18 protein-coding genes are annotated in these 18611 nt (G+C 72.9%); 5 read left to right on the forward strand and 13 right to left on the reverse strand.

The window, feature by feature from the left end; all coding sequences use genetic code 11:
* Positions 1 to 316: 316 nt before the first annotated feature.
* Both glgX and BLT52_RS05340 read left to right on the forward strand, forming a co-directional pair.
* Positions 317 to 2524: a glycogen debranching protein GlgX gene (glgX, locus tag BLT52_RS05335; RefSeq protein WP_090591338.1), complete on the forward strand. Its 2208-nt coding sequence runs from the start codon at positions 317 to 319 to the stop codon at positions 2522 to 2524.
* A gap of 148 nt (positions 2525 to 2672) precedes the next feature.
* Positions 2673 to 3044, forward strand: coding sequence for an MmcQ/YjbR family DNA-binding protein (locus tag BLT52_RS05340; RefSeq protein WP_197679201.1), 372 nt, complete (start codon positions 2673 to 2675; stop codon positions 3042 to 3044).
* A gap of 63 nt (positions 3045 to 3107) precedes the next feature.
* On the opposite strand, the gene BLT52_RS05345 is transcribed toward BLT52_RS05340, so the two are convergent.
* Positions 3108 to 3611 carry a DUF4870 domain-containing protein gene (locus BLT52_RS05345; RefSeq protein WP_090591340.1) on the reverse strand — a complete coding sequence of 168 codons (504 nt, stop codon included), beginning with the start codon at positions 3609 to 3611 and terminating at the stop codon, positions 3108 to 3110.
* 119 nt (positions 3612 to 3730) lie between these two features.
* Between BLT52_RS05345 and BLT52_RS05350 the strand changes: the two genes are divergently transcribed.
* Both BLT52_RS05350 and BLT52_RS05355 read left to right on the forward strand, forming a co-directional pair.
* Positions 3731 to 4723: a DNA topoisomerase IB gene (locus BLT52_RS05350; RefSeq protein WP_231946510.1), complete on the forward strand. Its 993-nt coding sequence runs from the start codon at positions 3731 to 3733 to the stop codon at positions 4721 to 4723.
* A gap of 13 nt (positions 4724 to 4736) precedes the next feature.
* Positions 4737 to 5117 carry a VOC family protein gene (locus BLT52_RS05355; RefSeq protein ID WP_090591343.1) on the forward strand — a complete coding sequence of 127 codons (381 nt, stop codon included), beginning with the start codon at positions 4737 to 4739 and terminating at the stop codon, positions 5115 to 5117.
* A 156-nt stretch (positions 5118 to 5273) separates the two neighbouring features.
* Here the strand turns inward: BLT52_RS05355 and BLT52_RS05360 are convergent, their stop codons facing one another.
* The 11 genes from BLT52_RS05360 to BLT52_RS05410 form a co-directional block, all read right to left on the reverse strand.
* Entirely contained in the window at positions 5274 to 5633 is a 360-nt protein-coding gene (locus tag BLT52_RS05360) for an MmcQ/YjbR family DNA-binding protein (RefSeq protein WP_090591346.1), read from the reverse strand.
* Positions 5634 to 5688: 55 nt separating this feature from the next.
* Positions 5689 to 6627, reverse strand: a complete 939-nt coding sequence (locus tag BLT52_RS05365; protein ID WP_090591347.1) for an ABC transporter permease — start codon at positions 6625 to 6627, stop codon at positions 5689 to 5691.
* Positions 6614 to 7600, reverse strand: a complete 987-nt coding sequence (locus BLT52_RS05370; protein ID WP_231946511.1) for an ABC transporter ATP-binding protein — start codon at positions 7598 to 7600, stop codon at positions 6614 to 6616. Before BLT52_RS05370 ends, BLT52_RS05365 begins: the two co-directional genes overlap by 14 nt.
* Complete coding sequence (locus BLT52_RS05375) at positions 7597 to 8655, reverse strand: LolA family protein (RefSeq protein ID WP_090591350.1); 1059 nt, start codon at positions 8653 to 8655, stop codon at positions 7597 to 7599. Before BLT52_RS05375 ends, BLT52_RS05370 begins: the two co-directional genes overlap by 4 nt.
* A gap of 68 nt (positions 8656 to 8723) precedes the next feature.
* Entirely contained in the window at positions 8724 to 8936 is a 213-nt protein-coding gene (locus BLT52_RS05380; RefSeq protein WP_090591351.1) for a hypervirulence associated TUDOR domain-containing protein, read from the reverse strand.
* A gap of 63 nt (positions 8937 to 8999) precedes the next feature.
* Complete coding sequence (locus tag BLT52_RS05385; protein WP_090591353.1) at positions 9000 to 10205, reverse strand: GDSL-type esterase/lipase family protein; 1206 nt, start codon at positions 10203 to 10205, stop codon at positions 9000 to 9002.
* A 79-nt stretch (positions 10206 to 10284) separates the two neighbouring features.
* On the reverse strand, positions 10285 to 10860 hold the full coding sequence (locus BLT52_RS05390) for a TetR/AcrR family transcriptional regulator (RefSeq protein ID WP_090591354.1): 576 nt from the start codon (positions 10858 to 10860) through the stop codon (positions 10285 to 10287).
* A 69-nt stretch (positions 10861 to 10929) separates the two neighbouring features.
* Positions 10930 to 11433 carry a mycothiol transferase gene (locus BLT52_RS05395; protein WP_090591357.1) on the reverse strand — a complete coding sequence of 168 codons (504 nt, stop codon included), beginning with the start codon at positions 11431 to 11433 and terminating at the stop codon, positions 10930 to 10932.
* Between the two features lie 39 nt (positions 11434 to 11472).
* Complete coding sequence (locus tag BLT52_RS05400; RefSeq protein WP_090591358.1) at positions 11473 to 13665, reverse strand: ABC transporter ATP-binding protein; 2193 nt, start codon at positions 13663 to 13665, stop codon at positions 11473 to 11475.
* A complete protein-coding gene (locus tag BLT52_RS05405; RefSeq protein WP_090591361.1) occupies positions 13662 to 15398 on the reverse strand; it encodes an ABC transporter ATP-binding protein in 1737 nt (578 codons plus the stop codon). The genes BLT52_RS05400 and BLT52_RS05405 overlap by 4 nt, the downstream gene beginning before the upstream one ends.
* On the reverse strand, positions 15392 to 16051 hold the full coding sequence (locus tag BLT52_RS05410; protein ID WP_090591363.1) for a TetR/AcrR family transcriptional regulator: 660 nt from the start codon (positions 16049 to 16051) through the stop codon (positions 15392 to 15394). The genes BLT52_RS05405 and BLT52_RS05410 overlap by 7 nt, the downstream gene beginning before the upstream one ends.
* Before the next feature lie 314 nt (positions 16052 to 16365).
* On the opposite strand from BLT52_RS05410, the gene BLT52_RS05415 reads away from it, so the two are divergent.
* On the forward strand, positions 16366 to 17343 hold the full coding sequence (locus tag BLT52_RS05415) for a LacI family DNA-binding transcriptional regulator (protein ID WP_197679202.1): 978 nt from the start codon (positions 16366 to 16368) through the stop codon (positions 17341 to 17343).
* Between the two features lie 70 nt (positions 17344 to 17413).
* Here the strand turns inward: BLT52_RS05415 and BLT52_RS05420 are convergent, their stop codons facing one another.
* A complete protein-coding gene (locus BLT52_RS05420; RefSeq protein ID WP_090596330.1) occupies positions 17414 to 18523 on the reverse strand; it encodes a spore photoproduct lyase family protein in 1110 nt (369 codons plus the stop codon).
* Between the last annotated feature and the right edge of the window lie 88 nt (positions 18524 to 18611).

Here is an 18611-nt window from a genome sequence, read left to right on the forward strand (position 1 = left end):
CCCGACTCACCCCAGCGGTCCGTGTCCGAGGTGAGACAGTTTCCTGTGTTGGTCGCCGCCAGATTTCGGGGGAATGGCGGCGGGTGACCAACGGGCCGCGGACTGCCACCGACAGGGGTCCGCGGCCCACCACCCCCTTCCCCCCTCCGCTGCCGCACGTGCCGGGCGGCGCGAGCCGGTGCACCTCGACGTCGCGCCTTCGCTGTCGGCGTCCCCGGGGTCGCAGCCCCCTCGTCGTCACCTGGCTGGTGCCCGCGCACAGTAGGGTCGCCTCTCCGGGCCCTGTGGGCCCCATCGCCCGTGACGAGAGGAACGCATGGAGATCTGGATCGGGAAGCCCTACCCCCTCGGCGCGACGTTCGACGGCTCGGGGGTGAACTTCGCCCTCTTCTCCGAGGTCGCGGAGCGCGTCGAGCTGTGCCTGATCGACGACGAGGGCGCCGAGACCCGCATCGAGGTCACCGAGGTCGACGGCTTCGTCTGGCACTGCTACCTGCCGATGGTGCAGCCGGGGCAGCGCTACGGCTACCGCGTGCACGGCCCCCACGACGCCGGCAACGGCCACCGCTGCAACCCCGCGAAGCTGCTGCTGGACCCCTACGCCAAGGCGATCGACGGTCAGATCGACGGGGACGAGTCCCTGTTCTCCTACCGCTTCGACGACCACGAGGCCTTCAACGAGGACGACTCGCTGGGCCACACCATGCTGTCGGTCGTCATCAACCCCTTCTTCGACTGGGGCTTCGACCGTCCGCCGGCCCACGAGTACCACGAGTCGGTCATCTACGAGGCGCACGTCAAGGGCCTCACCATGACCCACCCGGACGTGCCCGAGGAGATCCGCGGCACGTACTCCGCCCTGGGGCACCCGGCGATCACCGAGCACCTCCGCAACCTCGGCGTGACCGCCATCGAGCTGATGCCGGTGCACCAGTTCGTCAACGACACCCACCTGGTGGACAAGGGTCTGTCGAACTACTGGGGCTACAACACCATCGGCTTCATGGCCCCGCACAACGACTACGCCGCCACCGGCACCCGCGGCCAGCAGGCCACCGAGTTCAAGACGATGGTCAAGGCCCTGCACGAGGCGGGCATCGAGGTCATCCTCGACGTGGTCTACAACCACACCGCCGAGGGCAACCACCTGGGCCCGACAATCGCCTTCCGCGGCATCGACAACGCCTCCTACTACCGGCTGGCCGACGACAAGTCCAAGTACTACGACACCACCGGCACCGGCAACAGCCTGCTGATGCGCAGCCCGCACGTGCTGCAGCTGATCATGGACTCGCTGCGCTACTGGGTGCTGGAGATGCACGTCGACGGCTTCCGCTTCGACCTCGCCGCGACGCTGGCGCGCCAGTTCCACGAGGTCGACAAGCTGTCGGCGTTCTTCGACATCATCCAGCAGGACCCGGTGGTCTCCCAGGTGAAGCTGATCGCCGAGCCCTGGGACCTCGGCGACGGCGGCTACCAGGTGGGGAACTTCCCGCCGCTGTGGACGGAGTGGAACGGCAAGTACCGCGACACCGTCCGCGACTTCTGGCGCGGTGAGCCGGCCACCCTGGGCGAGTTCGCCTCCCGGCTGACCGGCTCGGCGGACCTGTACAACCACTCCGACCGGCGCCCGACGGCCTCGATCAACTTCATCACCGCCCACGACGGCTTCACGCTGCGCGACCTCGTCTCCTACAACGAGAAGCACAACGACGCCAACGGCGAGGACGGCAACGACGGCGAGAGCCACAACCGCTCCTGGAACTCCGGTGCGGAGGGCCCGAGCGAGGACCCGGCGGTGGAGGAGCTGCGGCTGCGTCGCCAGCGCAACTTCATCACCACGCTGCTGCTGAGCCAGGGCGTCCCGATGCTGGCCCACGGCGACGAGCTGGGGCGCACCCAGCAGGGCAACAACAACGTCTACGCCCAGGACAACGAGCTGGCCTGGGTCGACTGGGAGCTGTCGGAGGCCAACGAGGACCTGGTGGAGTTCACCCGGGCCGCGATCCGGCTGCGGCGCGAGCACCCGATCTTCCGACGCCGCGGCTTCCTGGCCGGGGACCCCTCCCACGGCGGGAGCTCGACCCTCGGTGAGATCGAGTGGTTCCAGCCCGACGCGGCGGAGATGACCGACGCGGACTGGAGCTCCGGCTTCGCCCGGACGCTGATGGTCTTCCTCAACGGCGACGCGATCCCCGAGCGCGACGCCCGCGGCGAGCGGGTGGTCGACGAGCGGTTCGTGCTGATGTTCAACGCCCACACCGAGCCGGTCACCTTCACCCTGCCCGGTCCGGACTACGGCGACGACTGGACGGTGCGCCTCGACACCGCCTCGGGCTACAGCGCGGTCCGCCGGATCGACGCGGCCGCCGACACCAGGGCGGCCGGGGAGAGCCTGGAGGTCCTCGGACACTCGATGCTGGTGCTGTCGGCCACCTCGGTGCCGGAGGCCTCCCAGCAGGGCGCCTCGGAGCGGGCCGACGCGGCGGCCGCCACCTCCTCGAGGTCCTCGCTGCGCAACTGATCCCGTGCACCGCGGGACGTGACCACGACCGGACCGGTCGGCCCCCGGGGCCGGCCGGTTCCGTCGTCCACGGCGCCGGCGCGGACGTCGGGAGGGGCTCGGTCCGACGGGTCGCCGGGGTGTCAGAGCCCCGTGCCAGCATGGTGACGTGCCCGAACGACCCCCGGTGCCTGCCGCGGTGCTGCGCCGTCTGACCGCGATCATGGCCGCCTTCCCCGAGTGCGAGCAGGAGGGCGCCTGGGTGGGCACCCGGTGGCGCGTCGGGCAGGCGACGGTGGCCCACGTCTTCGGCGGTGAGGACCAGCGGTTCCGCATCGTGTTCCGCGCCGAGCCGGAGGAGGTGATGGGTTTCGAGCACCTCGGGGAGCCCTACTTCCGCACCGGCTGGGGCAGCAACGTGGTCGGCCTGCTGCTCGACGAGGCCACCGACTGGGAGGAGCTCGCCGAGCTGCTCACCGACTCCTACCGGCTGCAGGCGCCGAAGCGGCTGCGCGACCAGCTGCCGTCACCGGGACCCTGACCTCTCGGGGTCAGCGGGTGCGGCGCCGGACGACCTGCCGCCCGCCGCCGCGCCGAGGCGATGTCAGCGTCGGAAGAAGGGGATGGCGCCGACGGCCGGGGTCAGCAGCCCGCGGGAGGCCCGCACGGCCGACACCACCGAGAGGACCAGGCCGTAGAGGCCGAGCACCGGCACCAGGCCGATCGCGATGCCCAGCGGGAAGAAGCCCTGCGCCGCCTCGGTGCCGCTCAGCAGGACCAGCAGCAGGATGTGGGTCCCGATCAGCAGCACGGTGTACAGGGTGAGGCTGAGGTGGAAGTTGGCGGCCCGGCGTGAGACCTCGCGGGCCAGGGCGTCGCGGGGGTCCGTGAACGTCCGGTGCTGGACGGCGGCGCCGACCGCGGCGGCGCCGTTGCTGATCACCGGGACCAGCGTCAGCAGCAGCATGCCCAGCCACCACGACAGCGCCCCGGTGGGCGGCGCCGGTGCGTACGGCGCGGCCGGGTGGCCCGGTCCGACCGGTGCCCAGCCCTGCGGCCGCGGCTGAGGCGGCGGGGTGGTGCCGGTGGGGTCAGTCGGGTACGTCACGCGAGGATCCTAGGTGGATCCGGGTACTGCGGTGTCGTGCGAGGAGACGGTGGCCAGCGGGGCCCGGGTGGCAGGTGGACGGCGAGCGACGGAGGAGGACGGTGGTGAGGCTCCGGCGGGTGACCAACCGGTCGCCGGGTTACACCCGTCGTCGTGCCGGGAAGCACTGGTCCTTCCTGGACACCGACGGACGTCCGCTGCGCGGGGAGGAGCGGGAGCGCGTCCAGCACCTGGCCATCCCGCCGGCCTGGCAGGACGTGTGGATCTGCCCCCACGCGAACGGCCACCTGCAGGCCACCGGGGTGGACGCCGCCGGGCGGACCCAGTACCTGTACCACCCCGAGTGGGTGCACCGCCGCAACGTCGCCAAGTACGAGCGGGTGGTGGAGATCGCGGTGGCCCTGCCGGAGCTGCGCCGCGCCGTGCTGGAGCACATCGAGGCCGCGGACTCCTCCCGCGAGCACGCCGCTGCGGTGGCGGTGAAGCTGCTGGACTCGGGGGCGTTCCGGGTGGGCAACGACGTCTACGCCGACCAGAACGGCACCTTCGGACTGACCACCCTGGAGCGCCGCCACGTCCGGGCCAAGGGGGACGCGCTGGTGATCAGCTTCACCGGCAAGTCCGGCGTCGAGCACAGCGTCACCATCGACGACCCCCCGGTGGTGGACGCCCTGAACCGGATGCGCCGGCGTCGCAGTGGCGGGCCGCGGCTGCTGGAGTACCGGGCCGCGGCGGTGCTGTCGGCGCTGGACTCCAGCGACGTCAACCGCTACCTGCGCGAGCAGAGCGGCCTGGACGTCACCGCCAAGGACCTGCGCACCTGGGCCGGCACCGTGATCGCGGCGGAGATGCTGGCCCTGAACAAGGAGGGCGGCGGCACCAAGGCGGCCCGCTCCCGGGCGGTGAAGCAGGCCATGACGGCGGTCTCGGAGGCGCTGGGGAACACCCCGACGGTGGCCCGCAGCTCCTACGTCGACCCGCGCCTGGTCAGCCTGTTCGAGAACGGCGCCACGCTGCCCGAGGCGGTCCTGGCCGCGGACTACGCCGACGAGGTCGAGCGCCGTCACGCCATCGAGCGTGCCACCCTGGAGCTGCTGCGCAAGGCCGACTGACCGAGGAGCACCCGTGCACCGGAGCCGACTGTCCACCCTGCTGATCGACGTGCGCGAGGAGGAGGTGGGGGCGGCGGCCGGGTTCTGGTCCGCCGCGCTGGGCGTACCGGCCGAGCCGGTGCCGGGCGAGCCCCAGTTCACCTCGCTCCCCGACGCCGTCCCCGGGCTGGTGACCGCCATCCAGGGCGTGGCGGACGCGCCCCGCTACCACCTCGACCTCGAGACCGACGACGTGGACGCCGAGACCGCCCGGCTGGTCGGGCTCGGCGCGGTCGAGCTGCGGGAGTGGGCGGGGTGCCGGGTCCTGCAGGTGCCCGGCGGTCAGCTGGTCTGCGTCATCCCCGTGCACAGCGACCCCCAGGAGTTCGCCGCCGCGTCGCGCCGCTGGGAGTGAGCAGCGTGGGGCCGGCTGTCGTCGGCGTCAGCGGCCAGGACGGTCGTGCGGGAACGGCGACGTGCTCATGGGAGCACGATGGCGCTCATGCGGAGCCAGCCTGCTCGTATAAGCAGGTTCGTGCTTCTGTGGCCCGTCGCAGCGGACGCCGGGGTGTCAGCGCGTCGCGTCGAGCCGGGCCACCAGGCGGGTCGGGGCGATCAACCGGTAGGCGTCGGTGACCAGGTCCGCCACCTGGTCCCAGTCCACCTCGACGTCGAGGAAGACGCCCAGCCAGCCCCGGTGCCCGACGTAGGGCGGGCGGAAGAAGCGGACCGGGTCGTCGGCGACGAGGACGTCGCGCTCGTCGGCGGTGCACGCGCACCAGAAGGCCAGCCGGTCGTCGTGGTGGTGGTTGGACAGCATCACGAACACCGACTTGTCGCGCACGAACCACGTGGGCTCGCCGTGGCTCAGCCGCTCCGTCACCTCGGGCAGGGCCAGGCACAGCGCCCGCAACCGCTGCACCGCCTCCATGGGCCCATCCTGCGCCCGCTGCCGCCCGGCGTCGAGCACCGGGGAGCGGCGGGGCTCAGCTCAGGACGTCCTTGGTGGAGAAGCGGCCGTAGGCCAGGCTGCCGAAGACGGCGACGTAGCCCAGCTGCAGCAGCGCGTTCTCACCCAGCGAGCTGAGCTCGAGCGGGCTGCGGAGCAGGTCGGCGAAACCGAACCAGTGGGCGCTGAACAGGAACGGGTGGATCACCTCGAGCTGGGGCAGCTGGCCCAGCACCTGGGCGGCGCCGGCCAGCACCACGGTGGCGGCCATGGCCCCGACCGGGACGTTGGTCAGGGTGGAGATGAACAGCCCGATGGCGCTCAGCCCCAGCATCGAGACCGCAGCGTAGGTGATCAGCAGACCCATCCGGATGGCGTACCCGCCGAACCCGACCGTGTCGCCGGAGAGCAGGGCGACCGGGCCGATCGGGAAGAGGGCGGCCCCGATCAGCGCCCCGGTGAGGGCGATGGTCAGACCGGCGGCCAGGCAGAACGCGACCGCGCCGGCCATCTTGACCAGCAGCAGCCGGAGCCGGCCGGCCGGGGCCACCAGCAGGTAGCGGAGCGTGCCGAGGCTGGCCTCGCCGGCGATGGTGTCCCCGGCCACCACCCCGACGGTCAGCGGCAGGAACAGCGGGATGCACACCGTCATCGCGGTCAGCGAGACGAACAGCCCGTTGTTGGTGATGCTGCCCAGGAACGGCGGACCGTCGTTGCCCGGGTCCTCGATCCGGACCGCCACGGCGACCAGGATCGGGATCACGGCCAGCGCGGCCAGCATCGCCTTGGTCCGGCGACGGGCGAACAGCACCGCGAGCTCGGACCACAGCAGCGACCAGCTGGAACCACGGGAGCGTCCGGTCGGAGCGGGACGGCCGGAGGAGGCGCCCGCACGGTCGGCCTGGCGGGCGCGGTCGGTCGGGTCGAGCTGGTCCCGCTCGACGGCAGCAGGAGGCTGGGGGTCAGCCGGCGACATCGAAACCCTCCCCGGTCAGTGCGACGAAGCGGTCCTCGAGCGTCTCGCCCTCCACGCTGACCCCGCGGACCCGGACGCCGGCGGCCACCAGGGCGGCGACGACGTCCTCCACCCGGTGCTCGTCGTCGAGGTCGGCCAGCAGGTCGCCCTCGCGGTCCACCGAGAGCCCGAGCCGGGTCAGGGTGGCCGTGGCCTCGGTCGGGTCGGGGGTGCGCAGCCGCAGCCGGCGCGCGCCCTGGGCCTGCAGCTCGGCCATCGAACCCTGGGCGACCAGGCGTCCGACGCTCATCACCGCGACGTGGTCGCACATCTGCTCGATCTCGCTGAGCAGGTGGCTGGAGACGAAGACGGTGGTGCCGTCGGCGGTCAGCGAGCGGACGAGGTGGCGCACCTCGCGGGTGCCCTGCGGGTCCAGGCCGTTGGTGGGCTCGTCCAGCACCAGCAGCTCGCGCGGCGTGAGCAGGGCGTTGGCCAGCCCGAGCCGCTGCTTCATGCCCAGGGAGTAGGCGTGCACCTTCTTGGACGAGGCGTGGGTCAGCCCGACCCGGTCCAGGGCGTCGTCGACGCGGGCGCGCCGGGTCCGTGGGGACGCGGTGGGGTCGGCGGCGTCGAGCCGGCGCAGGTTGTCCCGGCCGGAGAGGAACGGGTAGAAACCCGGCCCCTCGACCAGGGCGCCCACCCGGGGCAGCACCTGCGCCCAGCTGCGCGGCACCGGTTGGCCCAGCACCCAGGCCTGGCCGCTGCTGGCCGAGGCCAGCCCCAGCAGCACCCGGATGGTGGTGGTCTTGCCCGAGCCGTTGGGGCCGAGGAAGCCGAAGACCGACCCGCGCGGGACCCGGAGGTCGACGTCGTCCACAGCACGCTGGGCGCCGAAGGTCTTGCTCAGCCCGCGGGTCTCGATGGCCAGGGACTCCTCGCCCGCGCCGTCGGGGACGCTCGGGGCGGCGGGAGCGGCGACCGAGCCCGCGGTCACCGGGCGGCCGCGACCAGCTGGTCCACGCCGACCGCTCCGGCCAGGACCCGGCCGTCGTCGGTGAGCAGCACCGACACCAGGGACGTCTGCAGCGCGCGGCCACCCTCGACCGGCACCGTCAGCTGCTCCAGCATCGCGGTGCCCTCGCTCTCGGGCAGCCCACCGGTCTCGACCTCGACCACGGTGGCCCAGCCCTCGCCGCTGACCACCGGGGCGTCATCGCCCTCCGGGCCGGCCTCGGGGCGGGCACCGTCGTGGCCGTCGGACTCGTGGCCGTCGTGCTCGGGCAGGTCCTTCTTGGTGACCTCGGTACCGGGCGGCGGGGTGAAGCTGAACAGGGAGGCGTCGGGGGTGTCGAGGTCCAGGTCGGTGAAGGCGATGCTGAAGGCCGGCGCCTGCTGGCCGACGGCGTGCACCTGGACGGCCAGCGGCATCCCGGTCTCGGCGTCCACGGCCACGGTGACGAAGTCGACCAGGGTCTCCCCGGCCCGCGGGTCCAGCCGCAGCTGGTAGACCCCGCGACCGGCCACGCTGGCGGTGTCGGTCACGCTCACCTCGGTGGTGGGCTCGGCGCCCTCGAGCAGCGCCTGCACCAGCTCGGCCGGGGTGCCCGCGGGGGCGTCGCGCTCGCCGCCCTCGTGCTCGGGCAGCGTGGTGTTCAGGGCGGTCTTCTCGTCGGAGTCGTAGAGCCAGACCTCGTCGCCGTTGCGGACCACGTCACGCTGGCTCATCTGGTCCAGCACCTGCAGCCGGCTGCGCTCGGGGCCGTCGACGTAGACCCGGGCCTCGTGGGAGGAGGTGAGCAGCTCCAGCACACCGCCCTCACCACCGCCCCCGCCGAGGGCGCCCAGGTCGGGCAGGCCCAGCTCGGAGGTCTGCTCGACCGTGCCGGAGAAGGTGGACTCCTGCGAGGTGGCCACGAGCTCCAGCACCTCGGCGGCGCTGCGCTCGGGCAGACCGGGGTCGGCGTCGGCGACCAACGGCACGGTGACCACACCGGCGGCCACGACGAGAGGGGCGACCAGGGCGGGGATCCAGCGGCGGGACAGGCTCATGCCCCCGAGGCTACGCCGCCGGTCCCAAGCCGACCATGCGACCACGGGCCCATCCTGGCCGCCCCGGCTCAGTCCTTGAGCTTGTTCAGCGAGCTGCCCTTGTGGGCCGCCCTGGCGCCGGTCTTCTCCGACTCCACGACGTAGTACGGCTCGTCCTCGCTGGCGTTGAACTTCTGCCCCTCGAAGGTGAACTCCTTCTTCTTCTGCTCCACGACCTCGCCCTGGGTGCGGCCCTGCGAGGTGCCCCAGGACACCCGGTCGCCCTTCTTGAAGTCAGCCACTCTTCCTCCTCCGGTTCGGTGTGCCCGGGACCGTACCCGCGGCCCCGGGCGCCAACCGGGCCGTCAGGACGTCCGGCTCGGGCGGGCCCGTCCCGCGACGGCCGCGAACGGCCCGGGGGCGGCGAAGACGGAGGCGGCGAACCGCCGGCCGATCAGCAGGTGGGTCGCGGCGTCGGGGTGCAGCTGGTCGGGCAGCGGGTGCTCGACCGCGTCGGCCTCGCCGTAGAGCTCCAGCCCGTCCAGGTGGTGCAGGTGCGGGTCCGACGCCGCCCGCTGGGCCACGACCCGGGCCAGCTCGGCGCGGATCACCCTCAGCGTGAGTCGCCCGGTGGCGACGTCGGACGGGTCGCCGGTGGCCACGAAGCGCAGCCGGCCCTCGGCCAGCGCCTCCGGGTCGAGGGCGCCGGGGCCGGGGGTGTCCTCGTGGATGGGGCAGAGCAGCGGGCTGACCACCAGCAGCGGGGTGTCGGGGTGCCCGTCGCGGATCGTGTCCAGGAAGCCGTGCACCGCCGGGGCGAAGGCCCGGACCCGCATCAGGTCGGTGTTGACCAGGTTGATCCCGATCTTGACGCTGATCACGTCCGCGGGGGTGTCGCGCATGGTGCGGGCGGTGAAGGGGTCGAGCAGGGCGCTGCCGCCGAACCCCAGGTTGACCAGCTCCACCCCACCGGCGGCGGCGGCGACCGCGGGCCAGGTGGTGCTCGGGCTGGCGGCGTCGGAGCCGTGGCTGATCGAGCTGCCGTGGTGCAGCCAGACCGGGCGGTCGGCGGGCACCGGGGCGACGGGTGCGTCGGTGCGCAGCGCGACGAGCGCGGTGGTCTCCCGGTGCGGCAGCCAGATCTCCACGTCCTTGTCCCGGGCGGGCAGACCGGTGACGCGGAGGGTCCCGGGCTCACCGCGACGGTGCTCGGTGGCGCCGGTGGCCAGGTCGGTGACCAGGACGTCGCCGCCGTCGACGGCCGCCTGCTCGACCAGCACCCCGTCCACCAGCAGGTCGTAGAGGCCGTCCGGACGCGGCGGGGTGCCGGGGTACTCCCGCCGGGTGGGCAGGGTGTCCAGCTCGAAGGTGGTGGCCCGGGTGCGCAGGGCGACCCGGACGCCGGAGGGGTGGGACTCCACCATGGCCAGCTGGGGGTCGGTGTTCTGGGCCCGGGCCCAGGCGGGCAGGCGGTGCGGCAGCAGCCCGCGGTCGGTGCGCTCCAGCTCGAGCGCGCCGCGGACGAGGTCCTCGGTCAGCGGGACGGTGGTCAGGTTCGGCGTGGTGGTCATGGCTCTCCGTGGGGCGGGTGTCGGTGGTCGGACGGGGCGAGGAGTGAGGTCCGGTCCTCACCGGCCGGGGGCGTCGAGGTCAGTCCGAGGGGGCCGGCCAGTGGCGCAGCAGCGAGTCCAGGCCGTCCAGGGCGCGGGCCCAGCTGACGTCGCTGGACGGCTCGCTGTGGCTGAACGCGCCGTCGAGCTCGAGCGAGACCCAGCCGTGCACGACGCTGCCCAGCAGCCGGACGGCGTGGGTCTGGTCGTCCCCGCTCAGGTCGTAGCCGCGCAGGATGGCCCGGGTCATCTCCGCGTGGCGGGGACCTGCGCTGGCCGCGGCGGTGGCGGGGTCGAGCCGGTACCGGGCGGCGGCGTAGCGGCCGGGGTGCGCCCGGGCGTAGTCGCGGAACACCTCGGCGAAGGCGGCCAGCGCCTCCTTGCCCGCCCGCCCGGCCAGGGCCGGCGCGAGCCGGTCGGCCAGCTCGTCCAGGGCCAGCAGGGCGATCCGCGTCCGCAGGTCCTCGGAGCTGGTCAGGTGGGAGTAGAGGCTGGCCGCCTTGACGCCGAAGCGCCGGGCCAGCGCCGACAGGGTCACCTGCCCGAAGCCGACCTCGTCGGCCAGCTCGGCGCCGGCGACGGTCAGCCGGGCCGCGCTGAGTCCTGCTCGTACCACGGATCCCCCTCAGGTCGTCGAGAACAACCTAAAGGGCATAGGCAAATACCGTCAACCGTTAGGGAGTGGTCAGGTGAGCAGACCCCGGACGTAGGCGGCCTGGCCGACGTGCTGGAAGTCGTCGCCCACCACGCTGGTCAGCCGGACCCCCAGGGTCACCGGCGGGTCCCACGACTCGTCCACCACCCGGTCCAGGTCCTCGTCGGAGAGCCCGGCCAGGTACTCGTCGGTGACCGCGTGCACCGCGCGGTGGTAGCCCAGCAGCTGCTCGGCGGTCAGCCCGCGCACCACCCCGACCTGCTCCGACGTCATCCCGTAGCCGATCTCCTCCGGGGCGAGGGGGAGGTCGAACCGGTCCGACCACCCGCTGGTCCACACCTGCTCCAGGCCGGCGACCTCGGCCACGTGGTCGTCCTGGACCCGGGTGAGGTGCCAGACCAGCCAGGCGATGGTGTTCGCCCCCGGGGCCGGTCGCTGGGCCAGCTGCTCGGGGTCGAGACCCTCCACCGCGGCCTCCACGGCGGTGGCGATGTCGGCGTAGGCCGTCCGGAACACGTCCGCTGCGCTGCTCATGGCACCAGTCCACCACGGCGGGGTGGACGGCACGCGGGCTCACACCGGCTGGGTCTCCAGGTCGGCGCCCTCGTCGGCCAGCGGGGCGGCGAACTGGGCGTCGTAGAGGTCGCGGTAGGCGCCCCGGGCGGCCAGCAGCTCCTCGTGGGTGCCCTGCTCCACGATCGCGCCGGACTCCATCACCAGGATCAGGTCGGCGTCGCGGATGGTGGAGAGGCGGTGGGCGATCACGAAGGACGTCCGGTCGGTGCGCAGCGCGTTCATCGCCTGCTGCACCAGCACCTCGGTGCGGGTGTCCACCGAGCTGGTGGCCTCGTCCAGGATCAGCAGCGCCGGGTCGGCCAGGAAGGCGCGGGCGATGGTGATCAGCTGCTTCTCCCCGACGCTGACGTTGCTGCCCTCCTCGTCGATCACCGTGTCGTAGCCCTCGGGCAGGGAGTGCACGAAGCGGTCGACGTAGGTCGCCTCGGCCGCGGCCAGGATCTCGGCCTCGGTGGCGTCGGGGCGTCCGTAGGCGATGTTGTCGCGGATGGTGCCGTTGAACAGCCAGGTGTCCTGCAGCACCATCCCGACGCCGGAGCGCAGGGCGCTGCGGGGCACGGTGGCGATGTCGACGCCGTCCAGGGTGATGCGTCCGCCGTCGAGCTCGTAGAAGCGCATCACCAGGTTGACCAGGGTGGTCTTGCCCGCGCCGGTGGGTCCGACGATGGCCACGGTCTGGCCGGGCTCGGCCACCAGGTCCAGACCGGTGATCAGCGGGGTGTCGGGGCGGTAGGAGAAGGTGACGTCCTCGAAGACGACCCGGCCCCGGGTGGGGGCCAGCTCGCCGGGGGCCTCGGTGGACTGCTCCTCGGCGTCCAGCACCTCGAAGACCCGCTCGGCCGAGGCCACGCCCGACTGGAGCAGGTTGGCCATCGAGGCCACCTGGGTGATCGGCTGGGTGAACATCCGCGAGTACTGGATGAAGGCCTGCACGTCGCCCAGGGCCATCGTCCCCGAGGCGACCCGGAGCCCGCCCACCACGGCGATCACCACGTAGTTGAGGTTCCCGATGAACATCATCACCGGCATGATCAGCCCCGAGATCCACTGGGCGCCGAAGCCGGCCCGGAACAGCTCCTCGTTGCGGGCGTCGAAGACCGCCTCGACCTCCTTGTGCCGGCCGTAGACCTTGACCAGGGAGTGCCCGCTGAAGACCTCCTCGATGTGGGCGTTGAGCTCACCGGTGCTCTTCCAGTTCTGCACGAACCGCGACTGCGAGCGCTTGCCGATCACCGCGGTCAGCACCATCGAGACCGGGATGGTGACCAGCGCGATCACCGCCAGCACGGGGGAGACGACGAACATCATCACCGTCACCCCGATCGCCGTCAGCAGCGCGGTGAGCAGCTGGCTCAGGGTCTGCTGGAGGGTCTGGGAGACGTTGTCGATGTCGTTGGTCACCCGGCTGAGGAGCTCACCGCGCGGCTGGTCGTCGAAGTAGCGCAGCGGGAGCCGGTTGATCTTCTCCTCCACGTCGCGGCGCAGCCGGTAGACGGTGCGCTGCACGGCGCCGTTGAGCAGGTAGCCCTGCAGCAGCAGCAGCAGCGAGGAGACCACGTAGAAGCCGAGCGCCATCAGCAGGATGGTGCCGAGCCGGTCGAAGTCGATGCCCTGACCGGGGACGACGTCGAGCCCGGCCACCAGGTCGGCGAAGGTGGTGTCGCCTCGGGCCCGGAGCTGCTCCACGGCCTGCTCCTTGGTGAGCCCGCCCGGCAGCAGCTGTCCGATCGCCCCGGTGAAGATGACGTCGGTGGCCATCCCGAGGATCTTCGGCCCGACCACGTTGAGCACCACGCCGACCAGGGCCAGCAGGACGGTGAGCAGGACCAGCGTCCGCTCGGGACGGAGGTGGCGGACCAGCCGCTTCAGCGACGGCCCGAAGCTCATCGCCGACTCCGCGATCTGCGGGCCGCCGAACGGCCCGCCCTGGGGTCGCGGCCGGTCCACCGAGGAGGCGGCTCGTGGCGTCGCGTCGTCCTCGGCACCGCCTGTCGGCCCGGGAGGAGCCGGTGCGGTGGTGGTCGGGGGGACGGCCGGAGCGGCGGCGGTCACGGCGCCGGTGCCGGCGGCGGCCGCGGCCCGGGGGTCGGGAGCGGCGGCCTGGTCGACCTGGGTGGTGGGGTCGGACTCGGGGGAGGTGCTCTCGGAGGAGGTGCCCTCGGCCGGCGTGCGGCGCTCGGGGGTGGTCATGCGGTGGCCTCCTCGGCGGAGAGCTGGGACTGGACGATCTCGGTGTAGGTGGGGGAGCTCTCCAGCAGCTCCTCGTGGGTGCCGCGGCCGACCACGGCCCCGTCCTCGAGCACGACGATCTCGTCGGCGCGGGCGATGGTGCCGACCCGCTGGGCCACGATCAGCACCGCGGCCTCGGCGGTCTCGCCGACCAGGGCGGCGCGGAGCCGGGCGTCGGTGGCCACGTCCAGGGCGGAGAAGGAGTCGTCGAAGACGTAGATGCCCGGTCGCTTCACCAGCGCCCGCGCGATCGAGAGCCGCTGGCGCTGGCCGCCGGAGACGTTGGTCCCGCCCTGGGTGATCGGGGCCTCGAGACCTGCGGTCATCTGCTCGACGAAGTCGCGGGCCTGGGCCACCTCCAGGGCGTGCCAGAGCTCCTCGTCGGTGGCCTCGGGGTTGCCGTAGCGCAAGTTGGAGGCGACGGTGCCGGAGAACAGGAACGGCTTCTGCGGCACCAGCCCGATCCGGGACCACAGCACCTCGGGGTCGAGCTCGCGGACGTCCACGCCGTCTACCTCCACCGTCCCCTCGGTGACGTCGAAGAGCCGCGGGATCAGCGACACCAGGGTGGTCTTGCCCGCGCCGGTGGAGCCGATCACCGCGGTGGTCCGGCCGGGGTGGATCTCCAGGTCGACGTCGCGCAGCACCGGTGCCGACGCCCCGGGGTAGCTGAACCCGACCCCGCGCATCCGGACGTGGCCGTGCCCGGCCAGGTCGGTGCGACCGCGGGCCGGCGGGACCACCGAGGACTCGGTCCTGAGCACCTCGGTGATGCGCTCGGCGCAGACCGCGGCGCGGGGGGCCAGCACCAGCATGAAGGTGGCCATCATCACCGACATCAGGATCTGGATCAGGTAGGTGAGGAAGGCCGTCAGTGCCCCGATCTCCATCTCCTGGTCGGCGATCCGGCGGGCGCCGAACCACAGCACCCCGACGCTGGAGACGTTGAGCACCAGCATCACGATCGGGAACATCGCCGCCATCAGCCGCCCGACCCGGGTGGCGGTGTCGGTGAGGGCCTGGTTGGCCTCGGCGAAGCGGCGCTCCTCGTGCGGCTCGCGGACGAAGGCGCGGACCACGCGGATGCCGGTGATCTGCTCGCGCAGCACCCGGTTGATGGCGTCGATGCGGGTCTGCATGATCCGGAACCCCGGCGCCATCCGGCTGATGATCACGCCGACGCAGAGGACGAGCACCGGGACGGCCACCGCGACCAGCCAGGACAGGGTGAGGTCCTCGCGCAGGGCCATCACCACCCCGCCGACCATGGTGATCGGGGCGGCCACCAGCATGGTGCAGGTCAGCAGGACCAGCATCTGCACCTGCTGGACGTCGTTGGTGGTGCGGGTGATCAGCGAGGGCGCCCCGAAGGCGTTGAGCTCGCGGGCGGAGAAGGACAGCACCCGGCGGAACTGGGCCGAGCGGAGGTCGCGGCCGAAGGCCATCGCCACCCAGGCGCCGACGGCCACGGCCAGCACCGAGCAGATGATCTGCACCAGCGAGACCGCCAGCATCACGCAGCCGAGGCGCCAGATGACGTCGGTGTCGCCGCGGGCCACGCCGTCGTCGATGATCGAGGCGTTCAGGCTGGGCAGGTAGAGCGAGGCCAGCGTCCCCACCAGCTGCAGCAGCACGACCAGGGCGAGCAGGCCGCGGTAGGGGCGCAGGTGGTCGCGCAGGAGTCGGATCAGCACGTGGCCTCCTCGGGGGCGGGGTGGGTGGCGGTGGGGTGGACGGCGTCCGCGGCCCCGACGGGAGGCTGCAGCAGCCCGTGCAGCAGCACGGCGGCGACGTCGGCGGGGTCGCTCAGGGCGTCGTCGGACAGCATCGGGTGCGAGGTGGCGAAGGCCATCGAGCGCAGCGTCGAGGCCACCGTGTCCACCGGCAGCCGGAGCTGGTGCTGCCAGGGCGCCAGCACCGCGACCACCGCGGCCAGCAGGCGCTCGCTGCGCTCGACGTGGACGCGGTGGTGCTCGGCGTGGCTGGCGGGGTCGGCGGGCTCGGGCGGTCGCATCCGCAGCGCCACCGCCACGGTGGTGAACTCCCGGATCCGGCGCTGCAGCAGCCCCACCACCTCGCGCACCGCCTCGGTCAGGTCGGCCGGGTGCAGGGCGGCGAGCTCGGCGCAGGTGTCGGCCGGGTCCAGCAGGTGGTCCACCACCGCCTGCACCACGGCCTCCTTGGACTCGAAGACCTTGAAGATCGTGCCCTCGGCGACCCCGGCCGCCTGCGCGATATCGCGGGTGGTGAGGTCGGGTCCCTTGTCCAGCAGCACCGGTGTGGTGGCGCGGACGATGGAGGCCCGCCGCTCGTCGGGCGAGAGCGGGGTGGCGCGTGGTGGTGACACGCTCCGAGCCTAAGTGAGTGAGCACTCACTCACAAGCCCCGGAGCGGTTACCACCGTGCCGCGTGCTCCGTGTGTCCGCGGTCAGCCCCCGACCCGCTGGTCGAGGGCCTGCTGGAACTCGTCGCGGATCTTGTCCCCGCCGTTCTTCTTCCAGGTGGCCACCGCCACGTCCCACGTCGAGACCGGCTCGCGGCCCTGCAGTGATCGTTCACTCCGGGCGAGGCAGACGCTAGGTGATCGTTCACTGCCGCGTCACGTACTGTCGGGGGGTGAACGCGGAACCGACTCCGGGCAGGCGACCGACGATCCGGCAGGTGGCCGAGCTGGCGGGCGTCTCGCACCAGACGGTGTCGCGGTACCTGCGCAAGAACGGCGGTCTGCTGCCCGGCACGGTGGAGCGCATCGACGCCGCTGTCGCGACGCTGGGCTACCGCCCCAACCTGCTGGCTCGTTCGATGCGGACCCGCCGGACCGACACCGTGGCCGTGCTGGTGCCCTCCCTCCTCGGACGCCTCCCCCAGCGCGAGCTCTCCGCCGCCTGCGCGGTGGCGCACGACGCCGGCTACCGGGTGGAGATCGTGATGCACGAGGGCGGGCCCGAGGAGCGGCAGGAGCGGGCGTTGGAGCTGCTGGACAGCCGTCAGGTCGAGGCGGTGCTGTCCCTGGCCCCGCTCCCGGGCGACGGCCCCCCGCCCGTGAGCGGGACGATCGTGGCCGCGGGGGATCACGACGACAGCTCCCGGGGTCTGGGCGCCCTGGCCGACGGCTCGACCGCGGGGGAGATCGTGGAGCACCTGGCCTCCCTGGGCCACCGCCACCTCCTGCACGTGGCTGGACCCGAGGACTTCGCCTCCGCCCGCAACCGGAGGCTGGCCTACGAGGCCGCGGTCGAGCGGCTCGGTCTGGTCTCCCACGGCTCGGTCGGGCGCAGCTGGTCGCCGCAGAACGGGTACGACGCCATCACCGCCCTCCCGCCCGACAGCCCGGTCACCGCGGTGCTCGCCGCCAACGACGAGGTGGCGATGGGGGTGATCCGGGGGGCGCTGGAGCGCGGCTGGGACGTCCCGGGACACCTGAGCGTCTTCGGCTGGGACGACCGCCTGATGGGTCGCTTCACCACCCCGTCGCTCTCCACGGTGGCGGTGGACCGCGAGCAGCTCGGCGCCCACGCCATGCGGCGGCTGGTGGCCGCCCTGCGTGACGAGCCCGAGCCCGAGCCGCCGGGTACCCCGCTGAACACCATCCTGGTGCGGGAGTCCACCGCCGGACCCCGGAGCCAGGAGCCGGCCTGAGGGGCCGGCGGCCACGGCGGCCGATCGGCGTGCCCAGCGAGGTCGACGGTGTGGCGCGTGACCTCGGTCGTCAGGTCCAGTAGAGCAGTCGGGCCGCGGGCAGGCGGGCGGCGAGCTGCTCGGTGAACCAGCCCCGCAGCTCGGTCATCGTCTCGCGGGGGTAGACGTACTTGATCCCGCCGAACTTGGAGCGCTTGCTGCTGCGCGACGCCTCGTCCATCTCCAGCCGGGTGCGTGGGTACCAGCCCGTGAGCACCTCCTTGCTGCCGGGCGTGAAGCGGTGGGTGATCACCTCCGCGGTGAGGTCGAGGTCGGTGACACCGGCCAGCGCGGCGGCGACGTCGTCCAGCAGCGTCCCGTAGGACTGCTGCCAGCCGGGCACCGGCATCACCGGGGCGATGGTCAGGCCCACCGGGTAACCCGCGAGGGCGACCTCGCGGAGGGCGGCGACGCGGCGGGGCATGCTGGCGGTGCCACCCTCGAAGCGCTCGACCTCGGTGGCGTTGAGGGAGAAGCGGACCCGGGTCCGCCGTCCGTGCGGCAGGGCGAGCAGCGGCTGGACGGCGTCGAACTTGGTGGTGAAGCGCAGCGAGGCGCCGTCGCCGTGGTGACCGGTGCCGACCTGCTCGACGGCGGTGGCCAGCGAGCCGGTGAGGTGCTCGATGCCCAGCGGGTCGGTGTAGCAGGACAGCTCGAAGGTGGTGCCCTCCCCACCGCGGGCGGCGTCGCCGGTGGTGACCGAGCCGGTGCCCGAGAGCGAGGAGATGGGAGCGAGGACGTCGTCGAGGTTGGCGTAGAGGCGGGTGATCGGCGGCCCGGAGAGCGAGCCGGCGAGGTAGCAGTACTGGCAGTGCGCCGGGCAGCCCCGGGCCAGGTCCAGCCGCCAGTCCGCCGAGGGCGGGATGGGCTGCGGCTTGAGCTGCGAGGGCGGGGCCACCACCACGGCCAGCGTCGCCTTGGCGCGGGCGTAGGCCTCGCGCTCGGTCTCGCCCTTCGGTGAGGTGATGCGGTCGTTCGTGAGCACCCGGACGTCGCTGACCCCGGCGGCCTCGACCCGCCGCAGGATCTCGGCGGTGTGCGCGTGCTCGGTCGCCGACCGCGTCACCACGACGTGCTGGGGCACCCACAGCCGGGGGGTGCTGGCCGGGCGTGCGGGGCGCGGGGTCGAGGTCGCTGGCATCACCAGGTGCAACGCCCTCAGGACCCCGGGCCTTCCCCGGCGCGGACGTGCGTGGGCACCGTCACACCGGCACCCGCCGGGGTCCCAG

The sequence above is a fragment of the Auraticoccus monumenti genome (genome assembly GCF_900101785.1).
Taxonomy (GTDB): Bacteria; Actinomycetota; Actinomycetes; order Propionibacteriales; family Propionibacteriaceae; genus Auraticoccus; species Auraticoccus monumenti.